Genomic DNA, 19,989 nt, shown 5'->3' with positions numbered 1-19,989 from the left:
CCCCATGAGCATGGACGAAGCGACTTTGAAAACCGATGCCGCGCAGCGCGTGGAGCGTGGCCTGTTGAACTACTGGTACCCGGTACTGCCGAGCTACCGCCTGGCGGGCACGCCCATCGGGATCACCCGCCTGTCCGAAGAGATCGTGCTGTGGCGCGACGACGAGGGCCAGGTCCGCGCGGTGGAAGACCGCTGCCCGCACCGCGGCGCGCGGCTGTCGCTGGGCTGGAACCTCGGCGACCGGGTGGCCTGCTGGTACCACGGCGTGGAGGTGGACGGCCAGGGCAAGGTGGTCGATGTGCCGGCCATGCAGAACTGCGTGCTCACCGGGCGGACCTGCCTGAAGTCCTACCCCGTGGTGGAAGCCCACGGCGCGATCTTCCTCTGGTTCGGCGATGGCAGCCTGGACGCGCCAGCCCCGTTCGAACTGCCCGAAGAGATGACCGCCGAGGACTACTCCGGCTTCCTCTGCATGCAGAACTGGAAGTGCAACCACCGTTACGCGATCGACAACGTCATGGACCCCATGCACGGCACCTACCTGCACTCGCAGTCCCATTCCATGGCCGAGGGCGACCGGCAGGCCGAAATGACGGTGCGGCCGACGGCCACCGGCCTGATCGTCGAAAAGGTGGGCCAGCGCGGCGTGAACTTCGACTGGGTCGAGTTCGGCGAGTCGGGCCTGATGTGGATGCGCCTGGCCGTGCCGTACAGCAAGCAGCATGGAGGTTGCGCAGTTCATCATCGTGGGCTTCGTCACCCCGGTCGACGAGACCCATTGCCAAGTCTATTTCTGGCGCATCCGCAAGGCCTCCGGGTTCGACCGGCACGTCTGGCGCTTCCTCTACCGCAACCGGCTCGAAGGCCTGCACTGGGACGTGCTCGAGCAGGACCGCAAGGTGATCGAGAACCTGACCCGGTCCGCCCGCTCGCAGGAAACGCTGTACCAGCACGACGTCGGCATCGTCCGGGTCCGCCGCCTGATGGAAAAGCGCGCCCAGGAACAGGTCGCGCAGCGCCTCGCCAGCGTGGCCTGACCCGCTCCTCCTCTTCCGTTCCCCCTCTGTCCGGGGACCCGTCGGGTCCCCCGGGCATCCCTTCGCCCAAAAAATGGAGTCCCCATGAAAAAGCCCCCCTTTCTTGCCGGTTTGAGCGCGTGTGCCTGCCTGTTGGCGAGCGGCGCCGTGAGCGCGCAGAGCACGGTGTCGATCTACGGCGTCATTGACGCCTCGGTGGAACACGTCACGAAAGCGACCCCCAGCGGTGGCGGCCTGACCCGCGTGCCATCCCTGACCGGCAGCGCGCCCAGCCGCCTCGGCTTTCGCGGCACCGAAGACCTGGGCCAGGGACTCAAGACGGTCTTCACGCTGGAAACAGGGTTCTCGCCCGACACCGGCGTTGCGCAATCAGGGCGGCCGCGCCTTCGGGCGCCAGGCCTTCGTCGGGCTCTCGGGCCCATGGGGCACGGTATCCCTGGGCCGGCAATACACCATGCTGTTCTATTCCATCCTGGAGTCGGACATCCTCGGCCCCAACCTCTACAGCTCGGGCTCGCTGGACAGCTACATCCCCAACGCCCGCGCGGACAACGCCATCACCTACCGCGGCACCTTCTCCGGCCTCACGCTGGGTGCCAGCTACAGCCTGGGCCGGGACGCGGTGAACGCAGGCCCCAGCCCGGCCGGCACCAACTGCGCCGGCGAAAACCCGAACGACAGCAAGGCCTGCCGGGAATGGTCGGCCCTGGTGAAGTACGACACCGCCACCTGGGGCACCGCGCTCGCGGTGGACGAGCTGCGCGGCGGCACCGGCGCCTTCGCCGGCCTCAACTCCAGCGCCATGACGGACCGGCGCACCTCCGCCAACGGTTACGTCAAACTGGGTGGCCTCAAGCTCGCCGGGGGCCTGGTCCGCCGCGCCAACGGCGCCAGCGCCACCCAAGGCAAAAGCGATCTGTGGTACCTCGGCGCGGCGTACCAGGTCACGCCGGCCTTGCTCGTGGACGGCGAGGTCTTCAGCCTGCGTTACAAGGACTCGGTGAACCGGGCCACCCTCGCCGCCGTGCGCGCCACCTACAGCTTCTCACGGCGCACGGCGGTCTATGCAACGGCCGGGCACATCCAGAACAAGGGCACGCTGGCACTGTCGGTCAGTGGCGGGCAGCCGGGCGGCGCGCCGGTGCCCGGTGGCTCACAAAGGGGTGTGGCGTTCGGCGTGCGGCACAGCTTCTGAGCAGGCACACCTTCGCCAACCAGTGCGCGCGCTTCAGTGCGCGTGCGCGCCCACCAGCGGAAAGTCGTACTGCGCATCCACCACGCGCGCGGCCATGGTGGGCAGCATGCGGTCGATGAACACCTCACCCACCCAGCGTCGCAGGGCCGGGTTGCTCATGGGGCCGGCGGCCTGCAGCGTCATGCTGCTGAAGGTGTTGATGCCGTCTTCCATGAGCAGGCCCATGGGCACCGGCGGCAGTTTTTCGGTGGACGCGGCGCTGGTGGACTGCTGCCAGGCGCTGAGGAAACGGTCGAAGCTGCCGACGGTGCCTTTGCGCCAGACATCGGCGATGTAAAAGATCCAGGCGCCCTGGTCTTCCACCACGAAGCCCCAGGAAAACTCGTGGATGCCGTCGGGCGCCTGCGCGAACACGCCGATCTCCTGCACGTCTTCGCGTGCCTTGTACTCGGCGAACAGCGGGCCGGGGCCTGAGAGTTCGCCACGCACGAAACGCTCCAGCATGCCGGGGTCCGAGCTGAACAGGGGCAAGGGATCGGACCACGAACGCTTGGCGCGGTGGATGAGGCGCGAGGTGGCATCGGCGCTCTTCTGCGCCTGGATGCAGCGGTCCATGAAGGTCTTGCGGCCGTCGGGCGTGGAGATCAGGTCCACGGTCTCGGTGAAGGCGGCGTCGTTCTTGAGGTAACCGTCCTCGCGCAGGCGCAGCACGATGTCGAGCATGGAGCTTCGCGTGATGTGTTCGATCATGTAGGCCATGTCGCCACCCTCGAAGTCGGCCATCGACCGCTGCACCCAGGCCATGGTCTCCTCGTGGGAGAGCCCCTGGGGTGCCTTGGGCATGTCGTTGAACAGGGCGCGGAGCACCCTCACCGTATCCAGATCGCTGGCCATTCATCCTCCGTCGTTGGCATCACGGCCGGCCCGGGGAGATAAGGCCTGGACCGGCCTGACAGTCAGGATAGGCGTTTTTGGCCTTTTGCCTGACAGGGGGCCGGTGGCGAGCGTGACTTTTGCAGTCGATGGCGCGGTTTTCCGCGCAACGGTTCAGGCCTGGCGCGCCGCCCGTTGCGTGCCCACCACCACCAGGGCCACCAGCATCATGAGCACGCCAGCCAGCTGGCTGGGGCTCAGGGCCCGGCCGTACACGGCCCATTCCACCGCCACGGCCGAGGCAGGGTAGACGAACTGCAGCACGGCCACGCGCCCGGCGCTGAGGCGCGCCACGCCGGCGTACAGCACCACGTAGGCCAGGCCGGTGTGGATGGCGCCCAGCCCCGCGAGCCAGGCCCAGGCCGGCCCCGCCGGCGGCCAGCCGTGCACGAAGGGCCACCACACCAGCACCACCGCGCCCACGGCGCACTGCCACCAGGCCAGGGCCAGTGGCGTGACGCCGCGCGCCCGGTTGGCGATCAGCGTGAGGGCGGCATAGCCCACCGAGTTGAGCAGCGCCAGGCCGATGCCCCAGAGGTAGCTGGACGACCAGCCCGCGCCCGTGAGCGCGCCGTCGACCCAGCCCGAGGCCAGCGCCAGGCCGATCAGGCAGGCGAAGGTGGCGATGCCTTGCGCGCGCGTGATGCGCTCCTTCCACCACAAGGCCCCGAACGCCATCACCAGAAAGGGCTGCACGTGCACCACCACGGTGCGCACGCCGATGGAGGTGCGCTCGATGGCCTCGAAGAACAGGATCCAGTTGACCACCGCGAGCACGCCCGCGCTCACTGCCGCCAGGCGCGCTGCACCGCTGAGCCTGAGTTCCCGCCAGCGCCGGGTGACGGCGAACCAGGCGGTGAGCGTGAGCAGACCGAAGGCGCAGCGGAACCACACCGCCGTGAGCGGGCTCTGGCCGGCCTCTTCGAGAAAGATGCCCAGCGTGCCGAGCATGAGGCCGCCCGCCACCATGAGCCACATGCCCGAGCGTTCGCGCGCGGCGGCGTGAGGGTGGGCGCCGAGGGACGTGGACAGGGAAGCCGTGGAGTTCATGCGCCGATGGTCGGCGGGCATGCCCCATCTGTACAGCGGATAAATAGAATCCAATGCATTCGACAATCGAATATTGGAGCCGACCGCCATGACCCACACCGACCTGCAACTGGACTGGCTGCGCGCCTTCGTGGCGGTGGTGGATGGCGGATCGCTTTCGGCCGCCGCGCCGCTGGTGCACCGCTCCCAGCCGGCGGTGAGCATGCAGATCCGCAAGCTGGAAGACGCGGTGGGCCGCGCCGTGCTGCTGCGCGGCCCGCGCCACCTCGAACTCACGCCCACCGGCACCGAGTTGCTGGGTTACGCGCGGCGCATGCTGGCCCTGCACGCCGAAACGCTGGAGGCCCTGCATCGGCCGGTGCTCAGCGGCCGCGTGCGCCTGGGCGTGCCCGACGACTACGCCGTGAGCTACCTCTCACCCGTGCTGCGCAGCTACGCCGCGCGGCACGCGGGCGTGGAAATCGAGCTGGACTGCGAACAGTCCACCTCGCTCATTCCCAAGGTGCAGCGCGGCGAGATCGATCTGGCGCTGATTTCGCGCGACAAGTCCACGCGCGGCACGCTGCTGTTCCAGGAACCGCTGGTGTGGGTGGGCGCACCGCAGTTCGAGGTGTGGCGCCGCGACCCCCTGCCGATCGCGGTCTACGAAGCCACCAGCCAGGCGAGGCGCGCGGTGATCGCCGCGCTCCACGCGCAGCGGCGCGCCTACCGCGTGGTCTACAACAGCTCCAGCCTCGCGGGGCAGTTGGCGGCGGTGGAAAGTGGGCTCGCCCTGGCGGTGCTCACGCGCTGCAGCGCGCCGGCCCACCTGGCCATCCTGGGCGAAAAACAGGGCCTGCCGGTCCTGGACTTCATGGACGTGGCGCTCTACCGCAGCCAGGCCTCGCGCCACCTGCCCGCGGTGGACGCGCTGTTCGAGCAGATGGTGCAGACGCTCAGTGCGAAGGCACCAAGAAGTCCTGGCTGATGCGCCCACCCAGCTCGTTCACGCGGTCCAGGAACTGCGTGAGGAAGGCGTGCAGGCCGGTGGAGAGGATCTCGTCGATGCGGGCGTACTGCAGATCGGCCTTGAGCTTGCCCGCGCGGCGCAAGGTTTCGCCGCTGTGGTCGTTGGACACCACGCTGAGGTTGTTCACCACCTCGTTGAGGCTGGCGGCCAGGCTGCGTGGCATGTCGGCGCGCAGGATCAGCAGCTCGGCCACGCGCTCGGGCGTGATCACATCGCGGTACACCTTGCGGTAGACCTCGAAGCCGCTCACGCTGCGCAGGATGGCGCTCCAGTGGTAGAAGTCGTACTCCTGATCGAGCTCGCTGGCGGCGCCGAAGAAGTCGCTGTGCACCGCGTGGAACTTCACATCCAGCAGGCGGGCGGTGTTGTCCGCGCGCTCCAGGAAGGTGCCCATGCGGTAGAAGTGGAAGGCCTCGTCCTGCAGCATGGTGCCGATGCGCACACCGCGCGAGAGGTGCGAGCGGAACTTGACCCACTCGAAGAATTCACCCGGGTCGCGCTCGAAGTTCTTGCCCTTGAGCATGCGCGTGAGTTCCAGCCAGGTCTGGTTCTGCGTTTCCCAGAATTCGGTGGTGAGAGCTCCGCGCACGGCCCGCGCGTTCTCGCGCGCGGCCTTCAGACAGGTGTAGATGCTCGACGGGTTGGACTCGTCGCGCACCATGAAGTCGAGCACGTTGCGTGGCGTGATTTCCTTGCCGTACTTCTGCGTGTAGGGATACAGCAGCTCGCTGATGGCGAGCAGCCCTTCCCAGCCCACCTGCGCCACGGCTGCGGACTGCGGCAGCAGCGAGGTCTGGTAGTTCACGTCCAGCATGCGGGCGGTGTTCTCCGCGCGCTCGGTGTAGCGGGACATCCAGAAAAGGTGGTCGGCGGTGCGCGAAAGCATGGTGTGTCCCTCAGTCTTCAAGAATCCAGGTGTCCTTGGTGCCGCCGCCCTGCGAGGAGTTGACGACCAGCGAGCCCTCCTTGAGCGCCACGCGGGTGAGCCCCCCGGGCACCATCTGCACTTCCTTGCCGCTGAGCACGAAGGGGCGCAGGTCGATGTGGCGCGGCGCCACGCCGCTTTGCACATAGGTGGGGCAGGTGGAGAGCGAGAGCGTGGGCTGCGCGATGTAGCCGCCCGGGTTGGCCGCCACGGCCTTGCGGAAGTCCTCGATCTCGGCCTTCGTGGACGCGGGCCCGACCAGCATGCCGTAGCCGCCCGCGCCGTGCACCTCTTTCACCACGAGGTCCTTCATGTTGGCCATCATGTACTTGAGGTCCTCGGGCTCGCGCCCCATGAAGGTGGGCACGTTGTTGAGGATGGGTTTCTGCCCGAGGTAGAACTCGATCATCTTGGGCACGTAGGGATAGATGGACTTGTCGTCCGCCACGCCGGTGCCCACGGCGTTGCAGATGGCGACGTTGCCGCTGCGGTACACGCCCAGCAGGCCTTCGCAGCCCAGCGTGGAGGTGGGGCGGAACACCGAGGGGTCGAGGAAGTCGTCGTCCACGCGGCGGTAGATCACGTCCACGCGCTTGGGGCCGCGCGTGGTGCGCATGTAGACGAAGTTGTCCTTGACGAACAGGTCCTGCCCCTCGACCAGCTCGATGCCCATCTGCTGCGCGAGGAAGGCGTGCTCGAAGTACGCGCTGTTGTACATGCCGGGGGTGAGCACCACCACCGTGGGCTCGGCCGTGGTGGCCGGGCTGCTGGCGCGCAGGGTTTCCAGCAGCAGGTCGGGGTAATGGGCGACCGGGGCCACGCGGTTCTCGCCGAAGAGTTCGGGGAACAGCCGCATCATCATCTTGCGGTCTTCGAGCATGTAGCTCACGCCGCTGGGCACGCGCAGGTTGTCTTCGAGCACGTAGTACTCGCCCACGCCCTCGGCATTCGGGGCGCGCACGATGTCGATGCCCGAGATGTGCGAGTAGATCTGGTGCGGCACGTCCACGCCCATCATCTCGGGGCGGAACTGCGCGTTCTGGAAGATCTGGTCGGCCGGCACGATGCCGGCCTTGATGACTTCCTGGCCGTGATAGACGTCGTGGATGAAGCGGTTGAGCGCGGTCACGCGCTGCACCAGGCCCTCCTCCATGCTGCGCCATTCGTGGGCGGGAATGATGCGCGGGATGAGGTCGAAGGGGATGAGGCGCTCGGTGCCGGAGCCGTCCTCGTCCTTGGCGCCGTACACCGCGAAGGTGATGCCCACGCGGCGGAAGATCATTTCGGCCTCTTCGCGCCGGGCCGCCATCACGTCTTCAGGCTGTTGGGCCAGCCAGCGCGCGTAGTTCTGATAGTGGGCCCGGACCTCGCTGGGCGAGGCGTTCATTTCGTCAAACATCGGTCTGCTCATGGGCTTTTTCTCCTGAGCACAGCATAGCAAGGACTGGGCCAGGTTTTGGCCGCCTCGCCGCCCCGCCGCGCGAAATCCCCTCAGTGTCTTCCCGGAGCCGGCGCAAGACCCCAACCCTTCCCGCCGGTGCCGGCGGGGTGCTTGCGCGCCTGCCGACGATCCTGTATTGTACGGACCATAAATTCAATTGTTCGTTCAATTAACCTGGTCTGTACGGACCATTACCTGGAGACGAGAAGCATGAGTGGGTTCATCAAGAAGGCCGTTCTGGGTCTGGGCATCGCCGCCCTGGCCGCTGCCAGCCACGCGCAGGAAACGCTGAAGATCGGTGTGCTGGGCGGCATGACCGGCCCGGGCGCGCCGTGGGGCCTGGCCATCGACGGCGGTGTGCGCGTGGCGACCGAGGAGATCAACGCCAGCGGCGGCCTGAAGGTGGCGGGCAAGACCTACAAGGTGGAGATCGTGTCCTACGACGACCACTACAAGGCGGCCGACGCCGTGACGGCGGTGAACCGCCTGATCGACCAGGACAAGGTGCAGTTCATCATCGGCCCGATCGGCTCGGCCTCCCTGCTGGCGATCAAGCCGATCACCGAAAAGAGCAAGGTGGTGCTGCTCTCCAACACCTACACCACCGAGGCCCTGAACGCCGAGACGCGCTACATGTTCCGCGTGCTGCCCACCACCAACGAATACGACGCGCAGCTGATCGGCTGGCTCAAGCAGAACCGCCCCGCGATCAAGCGCGTGGCCGTGATCTCGCCCAACGACGCCACTGGCTGGAGCACGCAGAAGGGCAAGAAGAAGGCCTATGAAGCCGCGGGCTACGAGATCGCCGACGCCAAGTTCTTCGAGCGCTCGCAGAACGACTTCCGCACCATCCTGGCGGGCATCCTGGCCAAGCGCGTCGACCTGATCGAGCTCGACGTGGTGCCGCCGGCCCAGGCCGGCCTGGTCATCCGCCAGGCGCGCGAAATGGGCTACAAGGGCCCGTTCACCAAGTTCGGCGGCAACAACGTGGCCGAAACCGTGAAGTCCGCTGGCGCGGACAACGCCGAAGGCACCCTGGTGTATTTCTCGGCCGACCCGGCCAGCGACGCCTACGCCAAGCTGAGCAAGGCCTACGCGAAGTACCACCCCAACGCCATGGACGACTTCGCCTTCTATTTCTACGACGCGGCCAAGCTGCTGTTCGGCGCGATCCAGAAGGCGGGCACCACCACCGACACCGACGCCGTGGTGAAGGCCATCGAAGCCACCAAGACGTACGACGGCATCCAGGGCAAGATCGTCTGGGGTGGCAAGGACACCTACGGCATCGACCACCAGATCGCCACGCCGGCCTACCTGGGCGTGATCGAAAACGGCAAGGGCAAGGTCGTCACCAAGTTCGACGCCCGCTGAGTCCGCGCGCCCCGCACAGCCGCCACCGAGGGGTGGCGCCGCCGGGGCGCGAGCTCCTCCTTCTTCCCTGCTGAACGCGCCCGCCTGCGGCGCCAGCCGCGGGCCTCGAGCCCGCTCTTCCCATGCAAATCGCGATACAGATATCCATCATTGCGCTGATGTCGGCGTTCGTCTACGCGCTCATCGCGCTGGGCTTCACGCTGGTGTTCGGCATCATGCGCGTCGTGAACTTCGCCCACGGCGAGTTCTACATGCTCGGCGCCTACGCCATGTACGTGCTCTACGGCCTGCTCGGCTGGCCGTACGGCTCGGCGCTGATCGCCGGCGCCCTGCTCGTCGGCCTGGCCGGTTTCGTGCTGGAGCGCGTGCTGTTCCGGCGTTTCACCGGCGACGAGATGGGCGGCATGATCATGTCGCTCGCCCTGGCCATCACGCTGCAGGCGGCGATTTCGCTGGTGTTCACGGTCGACGACCTGTCGGTCGCGCGCCCGGTGGAAGGCGCGCTGCAGATCGGCTCGGTGTTTCTCGCGCTGGACCAGCTGTACGTGGTGGGCGTCACCCTGCTCGCCCTGGCCGCGTTCTACGTGCTGATCGAGAAGACGCGGGTGGGCATCACCATCCGCGCCGTGGCGCAGGACAGCGAGGTCGCGCGCCTGCAGGGCGTGCGCTCCTGGCGCATGACGGCGCTCACCTTCGCGCTCAGCTGCCTGCTGGCGGGCCTGGCGGGCGCCCTCATGGCACCGGTCTACACCATCCACCCGCACATGGGTGAACTCGTGGTGGTGAAGGCCTTCATCATCGTCGTGCTCGGCGGCCTGGGCAGTCTGCCCGGTGCCGTCATCGCGGCGCTGATCCTGAGCTTCACCGAGGCGATCGCCTCAACCTTCTACAACTCGACCGTCGCCACGATGCTCTCGTTCCTCATCGTCATGGCGGTGTTGACCGTGCGCCCGGCCGGCCTGATGGGGAGATCCCGATGAGAAACGACCTCACCCTGGTGCGCCGCCCCGTGGGCGTGCGCGTGGCCGAACTGCTGGTGGCCGCCGCCTTGCTGGCCTGGCCGCTGGCGCTGGGCGAATCGCGCTTCGCGCTGCACGTCGGCGTCATGGTGGCGCTGTACGCCACGCTGGCCATGAGCATGAACCTGATGCTGCGCATCGGGCAACTCTCGCTCGCGCACGGCGCGCTGTTCGGCATCGGCGCCTACGTGTCGGCCATCCTCACCCGCGATGCGGGCCTGGGCTTCGTGTCCGCCTTCGTGCTGGCGGGCCTGGCCTCGGCGCTGATCGCCCTGGTGACCGCGCCGCTCTTCATGCGCATCAAAGGCGTGCACTTCGCCTTGTTGACCTTTGCCTTCGGCGAGGTGGTGGTGCTGTGCTTCGTCGAGTTCGTGGACATCTTCGGTGGCAACAACGGCTTCGGCCAGATTCCGCCGGCCCAGCTGCTCGGCCACACGCTGGACCGCTACGGCAGCTACCTGCTGGCCACCACGCTGGCCCTGGCGAGCTACTTCTCGCTGCAGGCCATGTACCGGCGCGAGCTCGGCGTGATCACCGCCTCGCTGCACCAGGACGAAGCCCTGGTCACCGCCAGCGGCTTCGAGGCGCTGCGCTTTCGCATCGCCGTGTTCGTGCTCAGCGCGGCCATGGCCGGCTGGGCCGGCAGCCTGTTCGCGCACTACCAGGGCTACATCTCGCCCGACTCGTTCGGCTTCTGGACCGCCGTGAACGCGGTGATCATCAACGTGCTCGGCGGCGTGGGCGCCCTCGCGGGCGTGGTGGTGGGCGGCTTCCTGCTGATCCCCCTGCCCGAGCTGCTGCGCGACCTGCAGCAGTACCAGCGCTTCATCTACGGCATCGTGCTGATGGCCCTGCTGTGCTTCATGCCCAAAGGCCTGGCGGGCCTGTGGGCCACATGGATCGGGCGCCTGCGCGCCGGAAAGGCCCAGCCATGAGCGCGGTGCTTCAAGTCAGGAACCTGTCGCGCGCCTTCGGCGGCATCCGCGCGGTGGACGGCGTGTCGTTCGAGGCCGGCGGGGACGGCATCACCGGGCTGATCGGCCCCAACGGCGCGGGCAAGACCACGATGTTCAACCTCATCACCGGCACCACGCGCGCCAGCGCGGGCGAGGTGGTGTTCCGGGGCGAGCGCATCGAGCGCCTGTCCGCCCCCGCCATCGCGCGCAAGGGCCTGGGCCGCACGTTCCAGATGACCCACGTGTTTCCGGGTCTGAGCGTGCTGGACAACCTGTACCGCGCGGCGCTGTTTCGCCAACTGCCCTCGCCCTGGTCGCTGGTGCGACCGGCCACGGTGCGCCAGGGGCGGCGCCAGGCGCTGGCGCAGGCCGAGCAGGCCCTGGCGATGATCGGCATGGAAAGCCTCGCCAGCGACGACGCCGGCGCGCTCGCCTACGGCCAGCAGAAGATCCTGGGCGTGGGCATGGCGCTGACCACGCAGCCCTCGATGCTGCTGATGGACGAGCCGGCGGCCGGCCTCAACGCGGTGGAAACCGATGCCATGAGCGCGCTGATCGAGCGCGTGCACCACAGCGCGGGCGTGTCCATCGTGCTGGTGGAGCACGACATGAACATGGTGATGCGCCTGTGCTCCCACCTGGTCGTGCTGGTCAACGGCCGCCTGCTGGCCAGCGGCCCGGCGGCCACCGTGCGCGACAACCCGCAAGTCATTGACGCCTACCTGGGCGCGGATCTCGAAAATGCTTGAAGCCAGAAACATCTCCGTCGCCTACGGGCCGATCGCGGCCCTGCGCGACGTGTCGTTCTCCGTGCGCCCCGGCAGCGTGTGCGCCATCGTCGGCGCCAACGGCGCGGGCAAGTCCACCCTGATGAAGGCGCTGTGCGGCCTGGTGCCGCTGCAGGCCGGCAGCTTCCATCTGGACGGCCAGGACATCACCGCGCTGCCCACCGACCAGCGCATCGCGAAGGGCCTGGCGCTCTCGCCCGAGGGCCGGCGCCTGTTCCCCGAGCTGAGCACCTACGAGAACCTGCTGATGGGCGCCTACCTGCGGCGCGACCGGCAGGCGATCCGCGAGGACATTCAAAAGGTCTACGGCTACTTTCCCCGCCTGGCCGAGCGGCAGCACAGCCAGGGCCGGCACCTCTCGGGCGGCGAGCAGCAGATGTGCGCCATCGGCCGCGCGCTGATGTCGCGCCCGCGCCTGCTGCTGCTGGACGAGCCATCGCTCGGCCTGGCGCCCAACGTCACGCTCGAAGTCGCCCGCGCGATCCGCCGCATCAGCCAGGACGGCACCACCATCGTGCTGGTGGAGCAGAACGCCCGCCTGGCGCTCAAGCTCTCGCAGCATGCGCTGGTGCTGGAGACCGGCCGGCTGGTGCTCGACGGCCCGAGCGACGAGATCATGAACAACCCCCACGTCACCGCCGCCTACCTCGGTGCGCAGCGCCCCCGCCTGATTGCCCCATGCCCAACATCTACCAAACGGCCATGTTCCACGCGCTGCGCAGCCCGCGCAGCACGGCGCTGTCGGACAGCCACACGGCCATGGACTTCGCCGCCCTCTGCGCCCGCGCCCGCGCGCTGACCGCCCACCTGCAAGGCCTGGGCGTGCGCCGGGGCGACCGCGTCGCCGTGCTCATGCACAACGCCATCGACTACCTCGCGCTGATGCACGCCACCGCCGTGGGCGGCTTCAGCCTGGTGCCGGTGAACACGCGCTACAGCGCCGCCGAGCTGGCTTTTCTCATCAGCGACTGCACGCCCCGCGTGCTGGTGCACGACGCGGAGTTCTCGCCCCTCGTCGCGGAGCTGCCGCGGCACCTCGCGCCGGACCAGCTGCCGGTCTGCCTCGACCACCTGGCCAGCGACCTGGCCGACGTGCCGGCCACCGCCGACCCGGTGGCCTGGCGCACCGGCTGCGTCGAGGACGGCGACGTCGCGATCATCATGTACACCTCGGGCACCACCTCCACGCCCAAGGGCGCGATGCTGACCCATGGCAACCTGGTGTGGAACGCGATGAACTACATCATGGAACTCGGCATCGACGCGCAGTCGCGCTCGCTCATGGCCACGCCGCTGTTCCACATCGGCGGCTTCGGCGTCATCAACGGCCCCATCCTGTACGCCGGCGGCAGCCTGCACCTGGTGCCGCGCTTCGATGCGCAAAGCGTGGTGGAGGCCTTGCAGCAGAACCTGCCCACGCACGTGTTCCTGCTCTCGGCGATGTGGGTCGGCCTGACCGACCACCCGGGCTTCGCGCAGCTGCGCCTGCCCTCGGTGCGCTACGTGCAGACCGCCGCGGCGCCGCTGGGCGAATGGCGCCAGGAACTGATCCGCCAGGTGTTTCCCAACGCCGAGTTCGGCTGGGGCTTCGGCATGACGGAGAGCTGCGTCACCACCATCAAGAACCGCTACACGCACGAGATCCTGGACCACCCGGGCTCCATCGGCTACCTCTGGCGCCACGTGGCACACCGTCTGGTGGACGAGACCGGCCAGGTGCTGACGGACCAGCGCGGCCCCGGCGAGCTGCAGGTGAAGGGGCCCACCGTCTTCAAGGGCTACTGGAACCAGCCCGAGCTGACCGCCGCCACGCTGGACGCCGACGGCTGGCTGCACACCGGCGACCTCTTCCGCTTCGACGACGAAGGCTTCGCCTACTTCATGGGCCGCAGCAAGGACATGATCAAGACCGGGGGCGAGAACGTGGCGGCGCAGGAAGTGGAGAATTGCCTGGTCAGCCACCCCGATGTGCGCGAGGCCGCCGCCTTCGGCGTGCCGCACGAACGCTGGGGCGAAGAACTGGTGGCCGCCGTGGTGCCGATCGAAGGCCGCCAGCCGGACACCGAGGCGCTGCGCACGCACTGCCGCGAAAGCCTTTCGGGCTTCAAGGTGCCCAAGCGGATTTTTCTGGTGGACAGCCTGCCGCACTCTTCGTCCGGCAAGGTCCAGAAGTTCAAGTTGAGACAAGGATTCGACGCATGACAACGGCCCCTTCCAGCCTGTTGGACGAAGGCTACCTGCCGGCCCTGGCCCAGCGCGCGCAGGCGGACGGTTTCGTCGCGCGCCACCGCACGCTGGCCCATCTGAGAATCGGTTTTCGCCACAGCGAGACGGGCCAGCGCGCCTGGATCGCGGTGACGCCGGACACCATCGAAGCGGGCCAGGCCGGCGAGGCGCCCTTCACTTTCGTGGGCGACGAATCGGCCCTGCAGGCCCTGGCCAGCGGCTTCCCCTTCAACCGCCTGGTGCGCCAGCACCGCCTCAGCGTCGAAGGCGACCTGCGCGCCTGCGTGCAGAACTGGCTGCTGATCCACGCCGTCTTGCGCCTGTGCGCGCCCAGGAGCGAATGACATGCCCTACGTGACCACGGCCGACGGCCTGCGCGCCTACTTCGACCACGCGGGCGACCCCACGGACGGGCGCACGCCCCTCGTGATGGTGCATGGCGCCAGCCAGGACAGCCTGTCCTGGCAACACAACCTCGACTTCTTCGGCCAGCACTACGCGGTGTACGCGCTGGACCTGCCGGGCCACGGCAAGAGCGGCATGCCCGCCGGCGGCCCGCACACCGACAGCCCGAGCAACGCGCGCCATGTGCTGCAGGTGATCGACGCGCTCGGCCTGGACCGCCCGGTGCTCATGGGCCACTCCATGGGCGGCGGTGTCGTGGCCGCTGCCGCGGCGCTGGCGCCGCAGCGCGTGCGCGGCCTCGTGTTCGTCGACGGCGCTTCGGTCAACGTGGTCAAGAGCTCCGGCTACAACCCGGCCATCCTCGACATGGCGCGCATCAACCCGGGCGACTGGTTCGAGGTGAGCTTCCGCACCCTCATGGGCAGCGGCACCGACGCCGCGCGCGCCGAGGAGATCGTCATGGACGCGCGGCGCTGCATCCCCGAAGTGGCCTTCGCCGACATCCGCGCCTTTGGCGGTTTCCGCATGGAAACCCTGCTGGACCAGCTACAGTGCCCCTGCGTGATCGTTGAAGGTGCCGAAGACTGGTCCGTGCCCCCCGAATCCGCGCGGAATGTGGACGCCGCCCTGCAGGCGCGCGGCATTCCGACGGTGTACCTCGAGTGGCCCGGCGTGGGGCATTTCCCCCACAGCGAGCAGCCGGCCACCTTCAACGTCGAGACCCTTGCCGCCCTCCAACGTCTGGACCTCTGATGCCGGAAACCCCCAGCCCTCCCGCCGCACCACGCTGCACAAGAGCCTCAGCGACGAGTTGCTGCGCATGATCAAGAACGGGGACTACCCGGTGGGCAGCAACCTGCCGACCGAGAACGAGCTGTGCGCGCGCTTCGGCGTCAGCCGGCACACCGTGCGCGAGGCCACGCGCCGCCTCTCCGACCTCGGCCTGGTGGTGCGCAAGCCGCGCACGGGCACCACCGTCGTGCGCCAGCACACCCAGCCGCAGTTCGGCCTGGCGCTGGAGAACACCGAGCAGCTCACCCAGTACCTGGAGACCACGGCGCTGAGCGTGCACCGCGTCACCACCGAACTGAGCGCGCACCCCACCGAGCTGCGGCTCGAAGGCGTGCCGGCGGACTGGCTCAAGGTCTCCACCTTCCGCTGCGTGCCTGGCACCGACCGGCCGATCTCCTGGACCGACATCTACATCCGCCGGGAGTACCAGGCCGTGGTCGAGCACATCGGCCAGCAACCCGGCGGCGTGTACCCGCTGTTCGAACGCCTGTGCGACGAAACGGTGGAGACCATCGACATGGAGATCTCGGCCGCCACCTTCCCGGCCGCCATCGCCAAGCGCCTGGGCTACACCAAGAGCGATCCCGCCCTGCTGATGGTGCGGCGCTTTCGCAACCCGGCCGGCAAGCTGCTCGAAGTGGCGGTGAGCTACTACCCGCCGTTCGGCTTTCGCTACATGTCCCGCCTCACGCGTGTGCAGGGACGCCACCAGACCGCCCCATGATCCCCAAGGAGTCCGATTTGAAACCCACGTATGGCCAGAGTGTGACGGTGACCGTCGAAGGGCCGGTGGCCCTGGTGCGCTTCGACCGCGGCGTGAACCGCAACGCCATCAACCAGGACACGCTGCTGGCCCTCACCCAGGTCGCGCGCGACCTCGGCGACGCCCTGGACATCCAGGTGGTCGTGCTCACCGGTGCCGCCGACATCTTCTCGGCCGGCATCGACCTGAAGGACCCGGCCAAGTGGAACGAGGACGACCAGGCCCTGCTGCAGCGGCGCGACATGGCGCAACGCGGCGCGCGCCTGTGCCGCGCATGGGAAAACCTGCCGCAGCTCACCATCGCGGCCATCGAAGGCATGGTGGTGGGCGGCGCGGCCGCGCTCACCCTGGCGTGCGACTGGCGCGTGGCGTCCAGCCAGGCCGCGTTCTACCTGCCCGAAGTCAAGGTTGGCCTCAACATGGGCTGGGGCGCGATCCCGCGCCTGACCAGCCTGCTCGGCGCGGCGCGCGCCAAGCGCGCCATCCTGCTGGGCGAGAAGCTGGGCGCCGCGCAGGCGCTCGACTGGGGCCTGGTGGACGTGATCAGCGAGCCCGGCCGCGCGGTCGAAGATGCCCAGGCGCTGGCCCGCAAGACCGCCGAAACGCCGGCGGCCCTGCTGCGCATGACCAAGGAATCGGTCAATGCCTGCGCCACCGCGCTGCACCACCCGAGCATCTACATGGATGCCGACCAGGCCCTGGTCTGCCGCGACAGCCAGGAAGGCCGCAGCGCGCGCCAGCAGTTCGTGCAGGCCGGCTGAACAGGTTCAGGCCGTCAGGGCCACACCGCCGCGCAGGCGCGCGGTGACCTCCTCGCGCACGTTGAGAGGTGCATCCGCGAGCAAGGCCGGCCAGTCCGCCTGCGCGGCCTGCACCAGCGCCTTGCAGTGCCGCAACACCACCGACCTGCGCAGCAGGCCGGCGCTCTCCAGCAGCGATTCGAGCTGCGCCCAGGTGAACGCGCGCAGCCTGGCGTCGATGGCGCGGTTGATGCCGTAGTCCGCCGGCGGCATGCCGGTGAAGAAGGCGCTCACGCAGACCGGGTCGTACAAGGGGGCCAGTTGAGGCTCGATGCCATCGGGGTACAGCAGCGCCCAGTTCTTGAGGTGCGCGTCGGTGTTGCCCATGAGGATGAAAGCCAGGAAGCGGCCGAGGAATTCGCGTGTGTCGCGCGCGGGCTGCACCGAATACTGGTTGAGCAGGCGCAGCATCTGGCCGTAGTCCCGCTCGATGCCCCTGCCGTACTTCTGCCTCGGGGCATAGCCCATCACCTGCGCGAACTCTTCCATGTGCACGCGCAGGCCGTGCCGACGGTCGAAGCGCTCGACCGCCAGGATGTGCGGAAAATCGACCGGCTCGGGCAACTGCGCCTGATCCCGCGTGATGATGCTCGCGCGAGCGCAGTCCAGCCCCAGCGCGGCACACAGCCGGTAGCCGGTGTACTCGTTCTCGACGAGTTCGGGGTGGCGGGTGGTCGGCAGCTTCAGGATGTGGCTGCCCGCCACGCCATGCCGCTTGACGACGTAGCGCCGTCCCTCCTGCACCGCGGAGAACTTCGTCACCATCCCGGGCAGGGACGCGGCGTCCTCGACCGGCAGCTCGACAAAGCCCGGCTCCAGCACGTCGAGCCCCAGCGCCGCGTGCCAGTGGCGAACCACCTGCGGGATGTCTTCGTCGGCGGGCACGGGCTCGACTTCCAGCGCGCCCATCAGGTCGTGCCCGGCGGCGGCCAGCAGTTCGAATTCGTCCTCGGTGGTGCAGCCTCTTTGCGCGGCCAGGCGTTCGCGGTTGTGGCCTTCGGGCAAGAGGTTCTGGAAGAAGACCGGCCAGCGGCCGTCGTTGCGCACCAGGCGCTCGTCGCGCGTGGCGCTCAGGATCTGCCGGGTGGCCGCGTCGTCCACCCCGCGCAGGCTCATGGACAGCGTGGGCCGGCGCGGGTCGTTCACGAACGGCTCGTCGAAGGACATGCGCAGGATGTCGCCGTACTGCGAGAGGTAGCCGATGGGCTGCTTCTCCCCCGCCGGCGTGTGCAGGGACAGGCGCAGGTAACGGATGAAGGTGCTCACGGCCGGCCCCTTTCAGGCCGGTGTGTCCAGCAGGTCCACCAGCGACTTCGGCGCACCCGCCCCCGCGGGCTGCCCGAGCACGCGCCCACCCGAGCGCAGGAAGCCCTCCACCTCGGCGCGCAGCGCGCGCGGCACCAGCATCAGCTCCATGCCCATGGCGCGGGCCAGTTCCTGCAGCGTGGACAGCCTGGGATCCATGCCTGCCTCGATGCGCGACACGGTCATGCGGCTGACGCCGGCGCGCTGCGCCAGTTCCTCTTGCGTCAGCGATGCGGCCTTGCGTGCGCCCTCAACGTCTTGAACAATGCTCGTCATGTTGAGCTTTCTGATGATTTTGATAATTCAATTTATCATTTTTCGCTTGACTCAGCAAACCGTTTTGATCGTTTAATTGATCATTTTAATGATTATGATCGTTAGATTGATCATTTTCCTGCTTGCCAGGATGGTGCCAGTACCGGCGACCGACCTCGCGCTGGCACACCACGCGGTCGGGCTCGGCGCTGCGCCAGGTCGCCGCGCCACACCCGGGTGAGTTCACCCAGGGAATGCCGCGCTGGGCATAGCGCTCCAGCACCACCGGCGCGGGGTGGTTGAAGCGGTTGCGGTAGCCCGACTGCACCATCACCAGGCTCGGGCGCAGGGTGTTGAGCAGCACCGGGCTGCTGGAGGTCTGGCTGCCGTGGTGGGGCGCGAGCATCACGGTCGCGCGTTGCTCGGGCCGCGCGAGCGCCAGGCGCACCTCGCGCGCGGCATCGATGTCGCCGCCCAGCCAGGCGCTCTGCGCACCGTTGGACACGAGCAACACGCAGGACATGGCGTTGCTGGAGAGCCGCCCATGGCCGGTCTCGTCGTAGTCATCGGGTTGCGGGTGCAGCACCTCGAAATCCACCCCATCCCACCGCCAGCGCTGGCCCGCCACGCAGCGGCGCGCGGCGTCGCTGTCGTAGGACGAGAGCCAGCGCGCCTGCGGCTGCGCCGCCTGCACCGAGGGCGCGCCACCGGAATGGTCGCTGTCGCTGTGACTGACCACGACCGTGTCGAGCCGCTCGCCGAGCGCGCGCAACAGCGGCAGCACCACGCGGTCGCCGGCGTCGGCGGCATCGGGCTGCGGCCCATAGCGCGGGCCGGTGTCGTAGAGCAGGCTGTGGCCGGCGGTGCGCAGCAGCACCGCGCTGCCCTGCCCCACGTCCAGCGCGATCAATTCGAACTGGCCCGGCGCTGGGCGCGGTGGCGCGTAGAGCAAGGCCGGCCAAAGCAGCATCAGGCCCGAGAGCCGCACCACCCAGGGCAGGCGCAACACGAGCAACACACCGCCCAGCACCGCCGCCAGGGCCAGCGGCCACGGCGCCACGGGCCGGAACAGGGCCGCGCCCGGCCACTGGGCCAGCCACTGCAAGGCGAGCGACAAGGCCTGCACCGCCCAGGCGGCCCCATCCCACAAGGGCGGCGCGAACACACCGAGCAAGGCCAGCGGCGTGACCAGCAGGGTCACCCAGGGAATGGCGGCGAGGTCCGCCACCAGCCCCACCACCGAGAACTGGCCGAACAGCAGCAGGGTGAGCGGCGCGAGCGCCACCGTCACCACGCCCTGCTCGCGCAGCAAGGCCAGGAAGGCCCGCGCCGCGCGCTGCGGCCAGGAGCCCTCGGGCGCGGGCGAGCGCCGGCCCGGGTCGGTGGCGAACAGGATGCCCACCGCCACGAAGCTGAGCCAGAAGCCGGCCTGCATCAAGGCCCAGGGGTCGAGCAGCAGCACCACCGCCATGGCCAGCAGCCACACATGCGGCCAGGGCCACTGTCGCACCGACAGGCGCAGACCGACCACCACGGCCAGCATGAGCACGGTGCGCTGCGCCGGCACGCCCCAGCCCGAGAACAGCGCGTACGCCGTGGCCAGCGCCACGCCACCCAGGCCCGCCGCCCAGGGCGTGGGCAGCGCCAGCAAGGCCTTGGGCCAGCGCAGCGCCAGGCGCCGCCAGAGCGCGCCCACCAGCGCCGTGGCGCAGCCAG

The 19,989-nt window shown here is 68.7% G+C and carries 18 protein-coding genes and 2 pseudogenes; 13 read left to right on the top strand and 7 right to left on the bottom strand.

Annotated features, from left to right (window positions below):
- Window positions 1–4 precede the first annotated feature (4 nt).
- Window positions 5–1,037, top strand: a pseudogene (locus ACFJI0_RS05985) (Rieske 2Fe-2S domain-containing protein).
- Window positions 1,038–1,121: 84 nt separating this feature from the next.
- Window positions 1,122–2,232: pseudogene (locus ACFJI0_RS05980) on the top strand (porin).
- A gap of 33 nt (window positions 2,233–2,265) precedes the next feature.
- On the opposite strand, the gene ACFJI0_RS05975 reads toward ACFJI0_RS05980, so the two are convergent.
- The gene (locus tag ACFJI0_RS05975; protein WP_382323775.1) at window positions 2,266–3,099 is read right to left on the bottom strand and encodes a hypothetical protein; all 834 of its coding nucleotides are present in this window, start codon (window positions 3,097–3,099) and stop codon (window positions 2,266–2,268) included.
- A 180-nt stretch (window positions 3,100–3,279) separates the two neighbouring features.
- On the bottom strand, window positions 3,280–4,236 hold the full coding sequence (locus ACFJI0_RS05970) for a DMT family transporter (RefSeq protein ID WP_382323774.1): 957 nt from the start codon (window positions 4,234–4,236) through the stop codon (window positions 3,280–3,282).
- A gap of 67 nt (window positions 4,237–4,303) precedes the next feature.
- On the opposite strand from ACFJI0_RS05970, the gene ACFJI0_RS05965 reads away from it, so the two are divergent.
- A complete protein-coding gene (locus ACFJI0_RS05965) occupies window positions 4,304–5,182 on the top strand; it encodes a LysR family transcriptional regulator (RefSeq protein ID WP_382323773.1) in 879 nt (292 codons plus the stop codon).
- Here the strand turns inward: ACFJI0_RS05965 and ACFJI0_RS05960 are convergent.
- Window positions 5,151–6,110, bottom strand: coding sequence for an alpha-E domain-containing protein (locus ACFJI0_RS05960; RefSeq protein ID WP_382323772.1), 960 nt, complete (start codon window positions 6,108–6,110; stop codon window positions 5,151–5,153). The genes ACFJI0_RS05965 and ACFJI0_RS05960 overlap by 32 nt on opposite strands.
- 10 nt (window positions 6,111–6,120) lie before the next feature.
- Window positions 6,121–7,560, bottom strand: coding sequence for a circularly permuted type 2 ATP-grasp protein (locus ACFJI0_RS05955; protein ID WP_382323771.1), 1,440 nt, complete (start codon window positions 7,558–7,560; stop codon window positions 6,121–6,123).
- Window positions 7,561–7,800: 240 nt separating this feature from the next.
- Between ACFJI0_RS05955 and ACFJI0_RS05950 the strand changes: the two genes are divergently transcribed.
- From ACFJI0_RS05950 to ACFJI0_RS05905, 10 genes are all read left to right on the top strand, one after another.
- On the top strand, window positions 7,801–8,964 hold the full coding sequence (locus tag ACFJI0_RS05950) for an ABC transporter substrate-binding protein (RefSeq protein WP_382323770.1): 1,164 nt from the start codon (window positions 7,801–7,803) through the stop codon (window positions 8,962–8,964).
- A 122-nt stretch (window positions 8,965–9,086) separates the two neighbouring features.
- Window positions 9,087–9,944 carry a branched-chain amino acid ABC transporter permease gene (locus ACFJI0_RS05945; RefSeq protein ID WP_382323769.1) on the top strand — a complete coding sequence of 286 codons (858 nt, stop codon included), beginning with the start codon at window positions 9,087–9,089 and terminating at the stop codon, window positions 9,942–9,944.
- A complete protein-coding gene (locus ACFJI0_RS05940) occupies window positions 9,941–10,918 on the top strand; it encodes a branched-chain amino acid ABC transporter permease (protein WP_382323768.1) in 978 nt (325 codons plus the stop codon). Before ACFJI0_RS05945 ends, ACFJI0_RS05940 begins: the two co-directional genes overlap by 4 nt.
- A complete protein-coding gene (locus ACFJI0_RS05935) occupies window positions 10,915–11,688 on the top strand; it encodes an ABC transporter ATP-binding protein (RefSeq protein ID WP_382323767.1) in 774 nt (257 codons plus the stop codon). Before ACFJI0_RS05940 ends, ACFJI0_RS05935 begins: the two co-directional genes overlap by 4 nt.
- Window positions 11,681–12,526 (top strand): ABC transporter ATP-binding protein, encoded by an 846-nt coding sequence (locus ACFJI0_RS05930; protein ID WP_382323766.1) that lies wholly within the window; start codon window positions 11,681–11,683, stop codon window positions 12,524–12,526. The genes ACFJI0_RS05935 and ACFJI0_RS05930 overlap by 8 nt, the downstream gene beginning before the upstream one ends.
- Window positions 12,430–13,929 carry a class I adenylate-forming enzyme family protein gene (locus ACFJI0_RS05925; RefSeq protein ID WP_382325537.1) on the top strand — a complete coding sequence of 500 codons (1,500 nt, stop codon included), beginning with the start codon at window positions 12,430–12,432 and terminating at the stop codon, window positions 13,927–13,929. The genes ACFJI0_RS05930 and ACFJI0_RS05925 overlap by 97 nt, the downstream gene beginning before the upstream one ends.
- Window positions 13,926–14,297, top strand: a complete 372-nt coding sequence (locus ACFJI0_RS05920; RefSeq protein ID WP_382323765.1) for a hypothetical protein — start codon at window positions 13,926–13,928, stop codon at window positions 14,295–14,297. Before ACFJI0_RS05925 ends, ACFJI0_RS05920 begins: the two co-directional genes overlap by 4 nt.
- A gap of 1 nt (window position 14,298) precedes the next feature.
- Window positions 14,299–15,111 (top strand): alpha/beta fold hydrolase, encoded by an 813-nt coding sequence (locus ACFJI0_RS05915; RefSeq protein WP_382323764.1) that lies wholly within the window; start codon window positions 14,299–14,301, stop codon window positions 15,109–15,111.
- The gene (locus ACFJI0_RS05910) at window positions 15,083–15,874 is read left to right on the top strand and encodes a GntR family transcriptional regulator (protein ID WP_382323763.1); all 792 of its coding nucleotides are present in this window, start codon (window positions 15,083–15,085) and stop codon (window positions 15,872–15,874) included. Before ACFJI0_RS05915 ends, ACFJI0_RS05910 begins: the two co-directional genes overlap by 29 nt.
- A gap of 17 nt (window positions 15,875–15,891) precedes the next feature.
- Window positions 15,892–16,674 carry an enoyl-CoA hydratase/isomerase family protein gene (locus ACFJI0_RS05905; protein ID WP_382323762.1) on the top strand — a complete coding sequence of 261 codons (783 nt, stop codon included), beginning with the start codon at window positions 15,892–15,894 and terminating at the stop codon, window positions 16,672–16,674.
- A gap of 6 nt (window positions 16,675–16,680) precedes the next feature.
- Here the strand turns inward: ACFJI0_RS05905 and ACFJI0_RS05900 are convergent, their stop codons facing one another.
- The 3 genes from ACFJI0_RS05900 to ACFJI0_RS05890 form a co-directional block, all read right to left on the bottom strand.
- Complete coding sequence (locus ACFJI0_RS05900; RefSeq protein ID WP_382323761.1) at window positions 16,681–17,979, bottom strand: type II toxin-antitoxin system HipA family toxin; 1,299 nt, start codon at window positions 17,977–17,979, stop codon at window positions 16,681–16,683.
- 12 nt (window positions 17,980–17,991) lie between these two features.
- Window positions 17,992–18,294 carry a helix-turn-helix transcriptional regulator gene (locus tag ACFJI0_RS05895; RefSeq protein ID WP_382159533.1) on the bottom strand — a complete coding sequence of 101 codons (303 nt, stop codon included), beginning with the start codon at window positions 18,292–18,294 and terminating at the stop codon, window positions 17,992–17,994.
- 85 nt (window positions 18,295–18,379) lie between these two features.
- Complete coding sequence (locus tag ACFJI0_RS05890; protein WP_382323760.1) at window positions 18,380–19,969, bottom strand: DNA internalization-related competence protein ComEC/Rec2; 1,590 nt, start codon at window positions 19,967–19,969, stop codon at window positions 18,380–18,382.
- Window positions 19,970–19,989: the final 20 nt, after the last annotated feature.

The sequence above is a fragment of the Hydrogenophaga sp. UC242_53 genome, from assembly GCF_042696965.1.
Lineage (GTDB): Bacteria > Pseudomonadota > Gammaproteobacteria > Burkholderiales > Burkholderiaceae_C > Hydrogenophaga.
The sequence above is the reverse complement of the archived record's forward strand: the minus strand, read 5'-3'. Positions and strand labels throughout refer to the sequence as shown.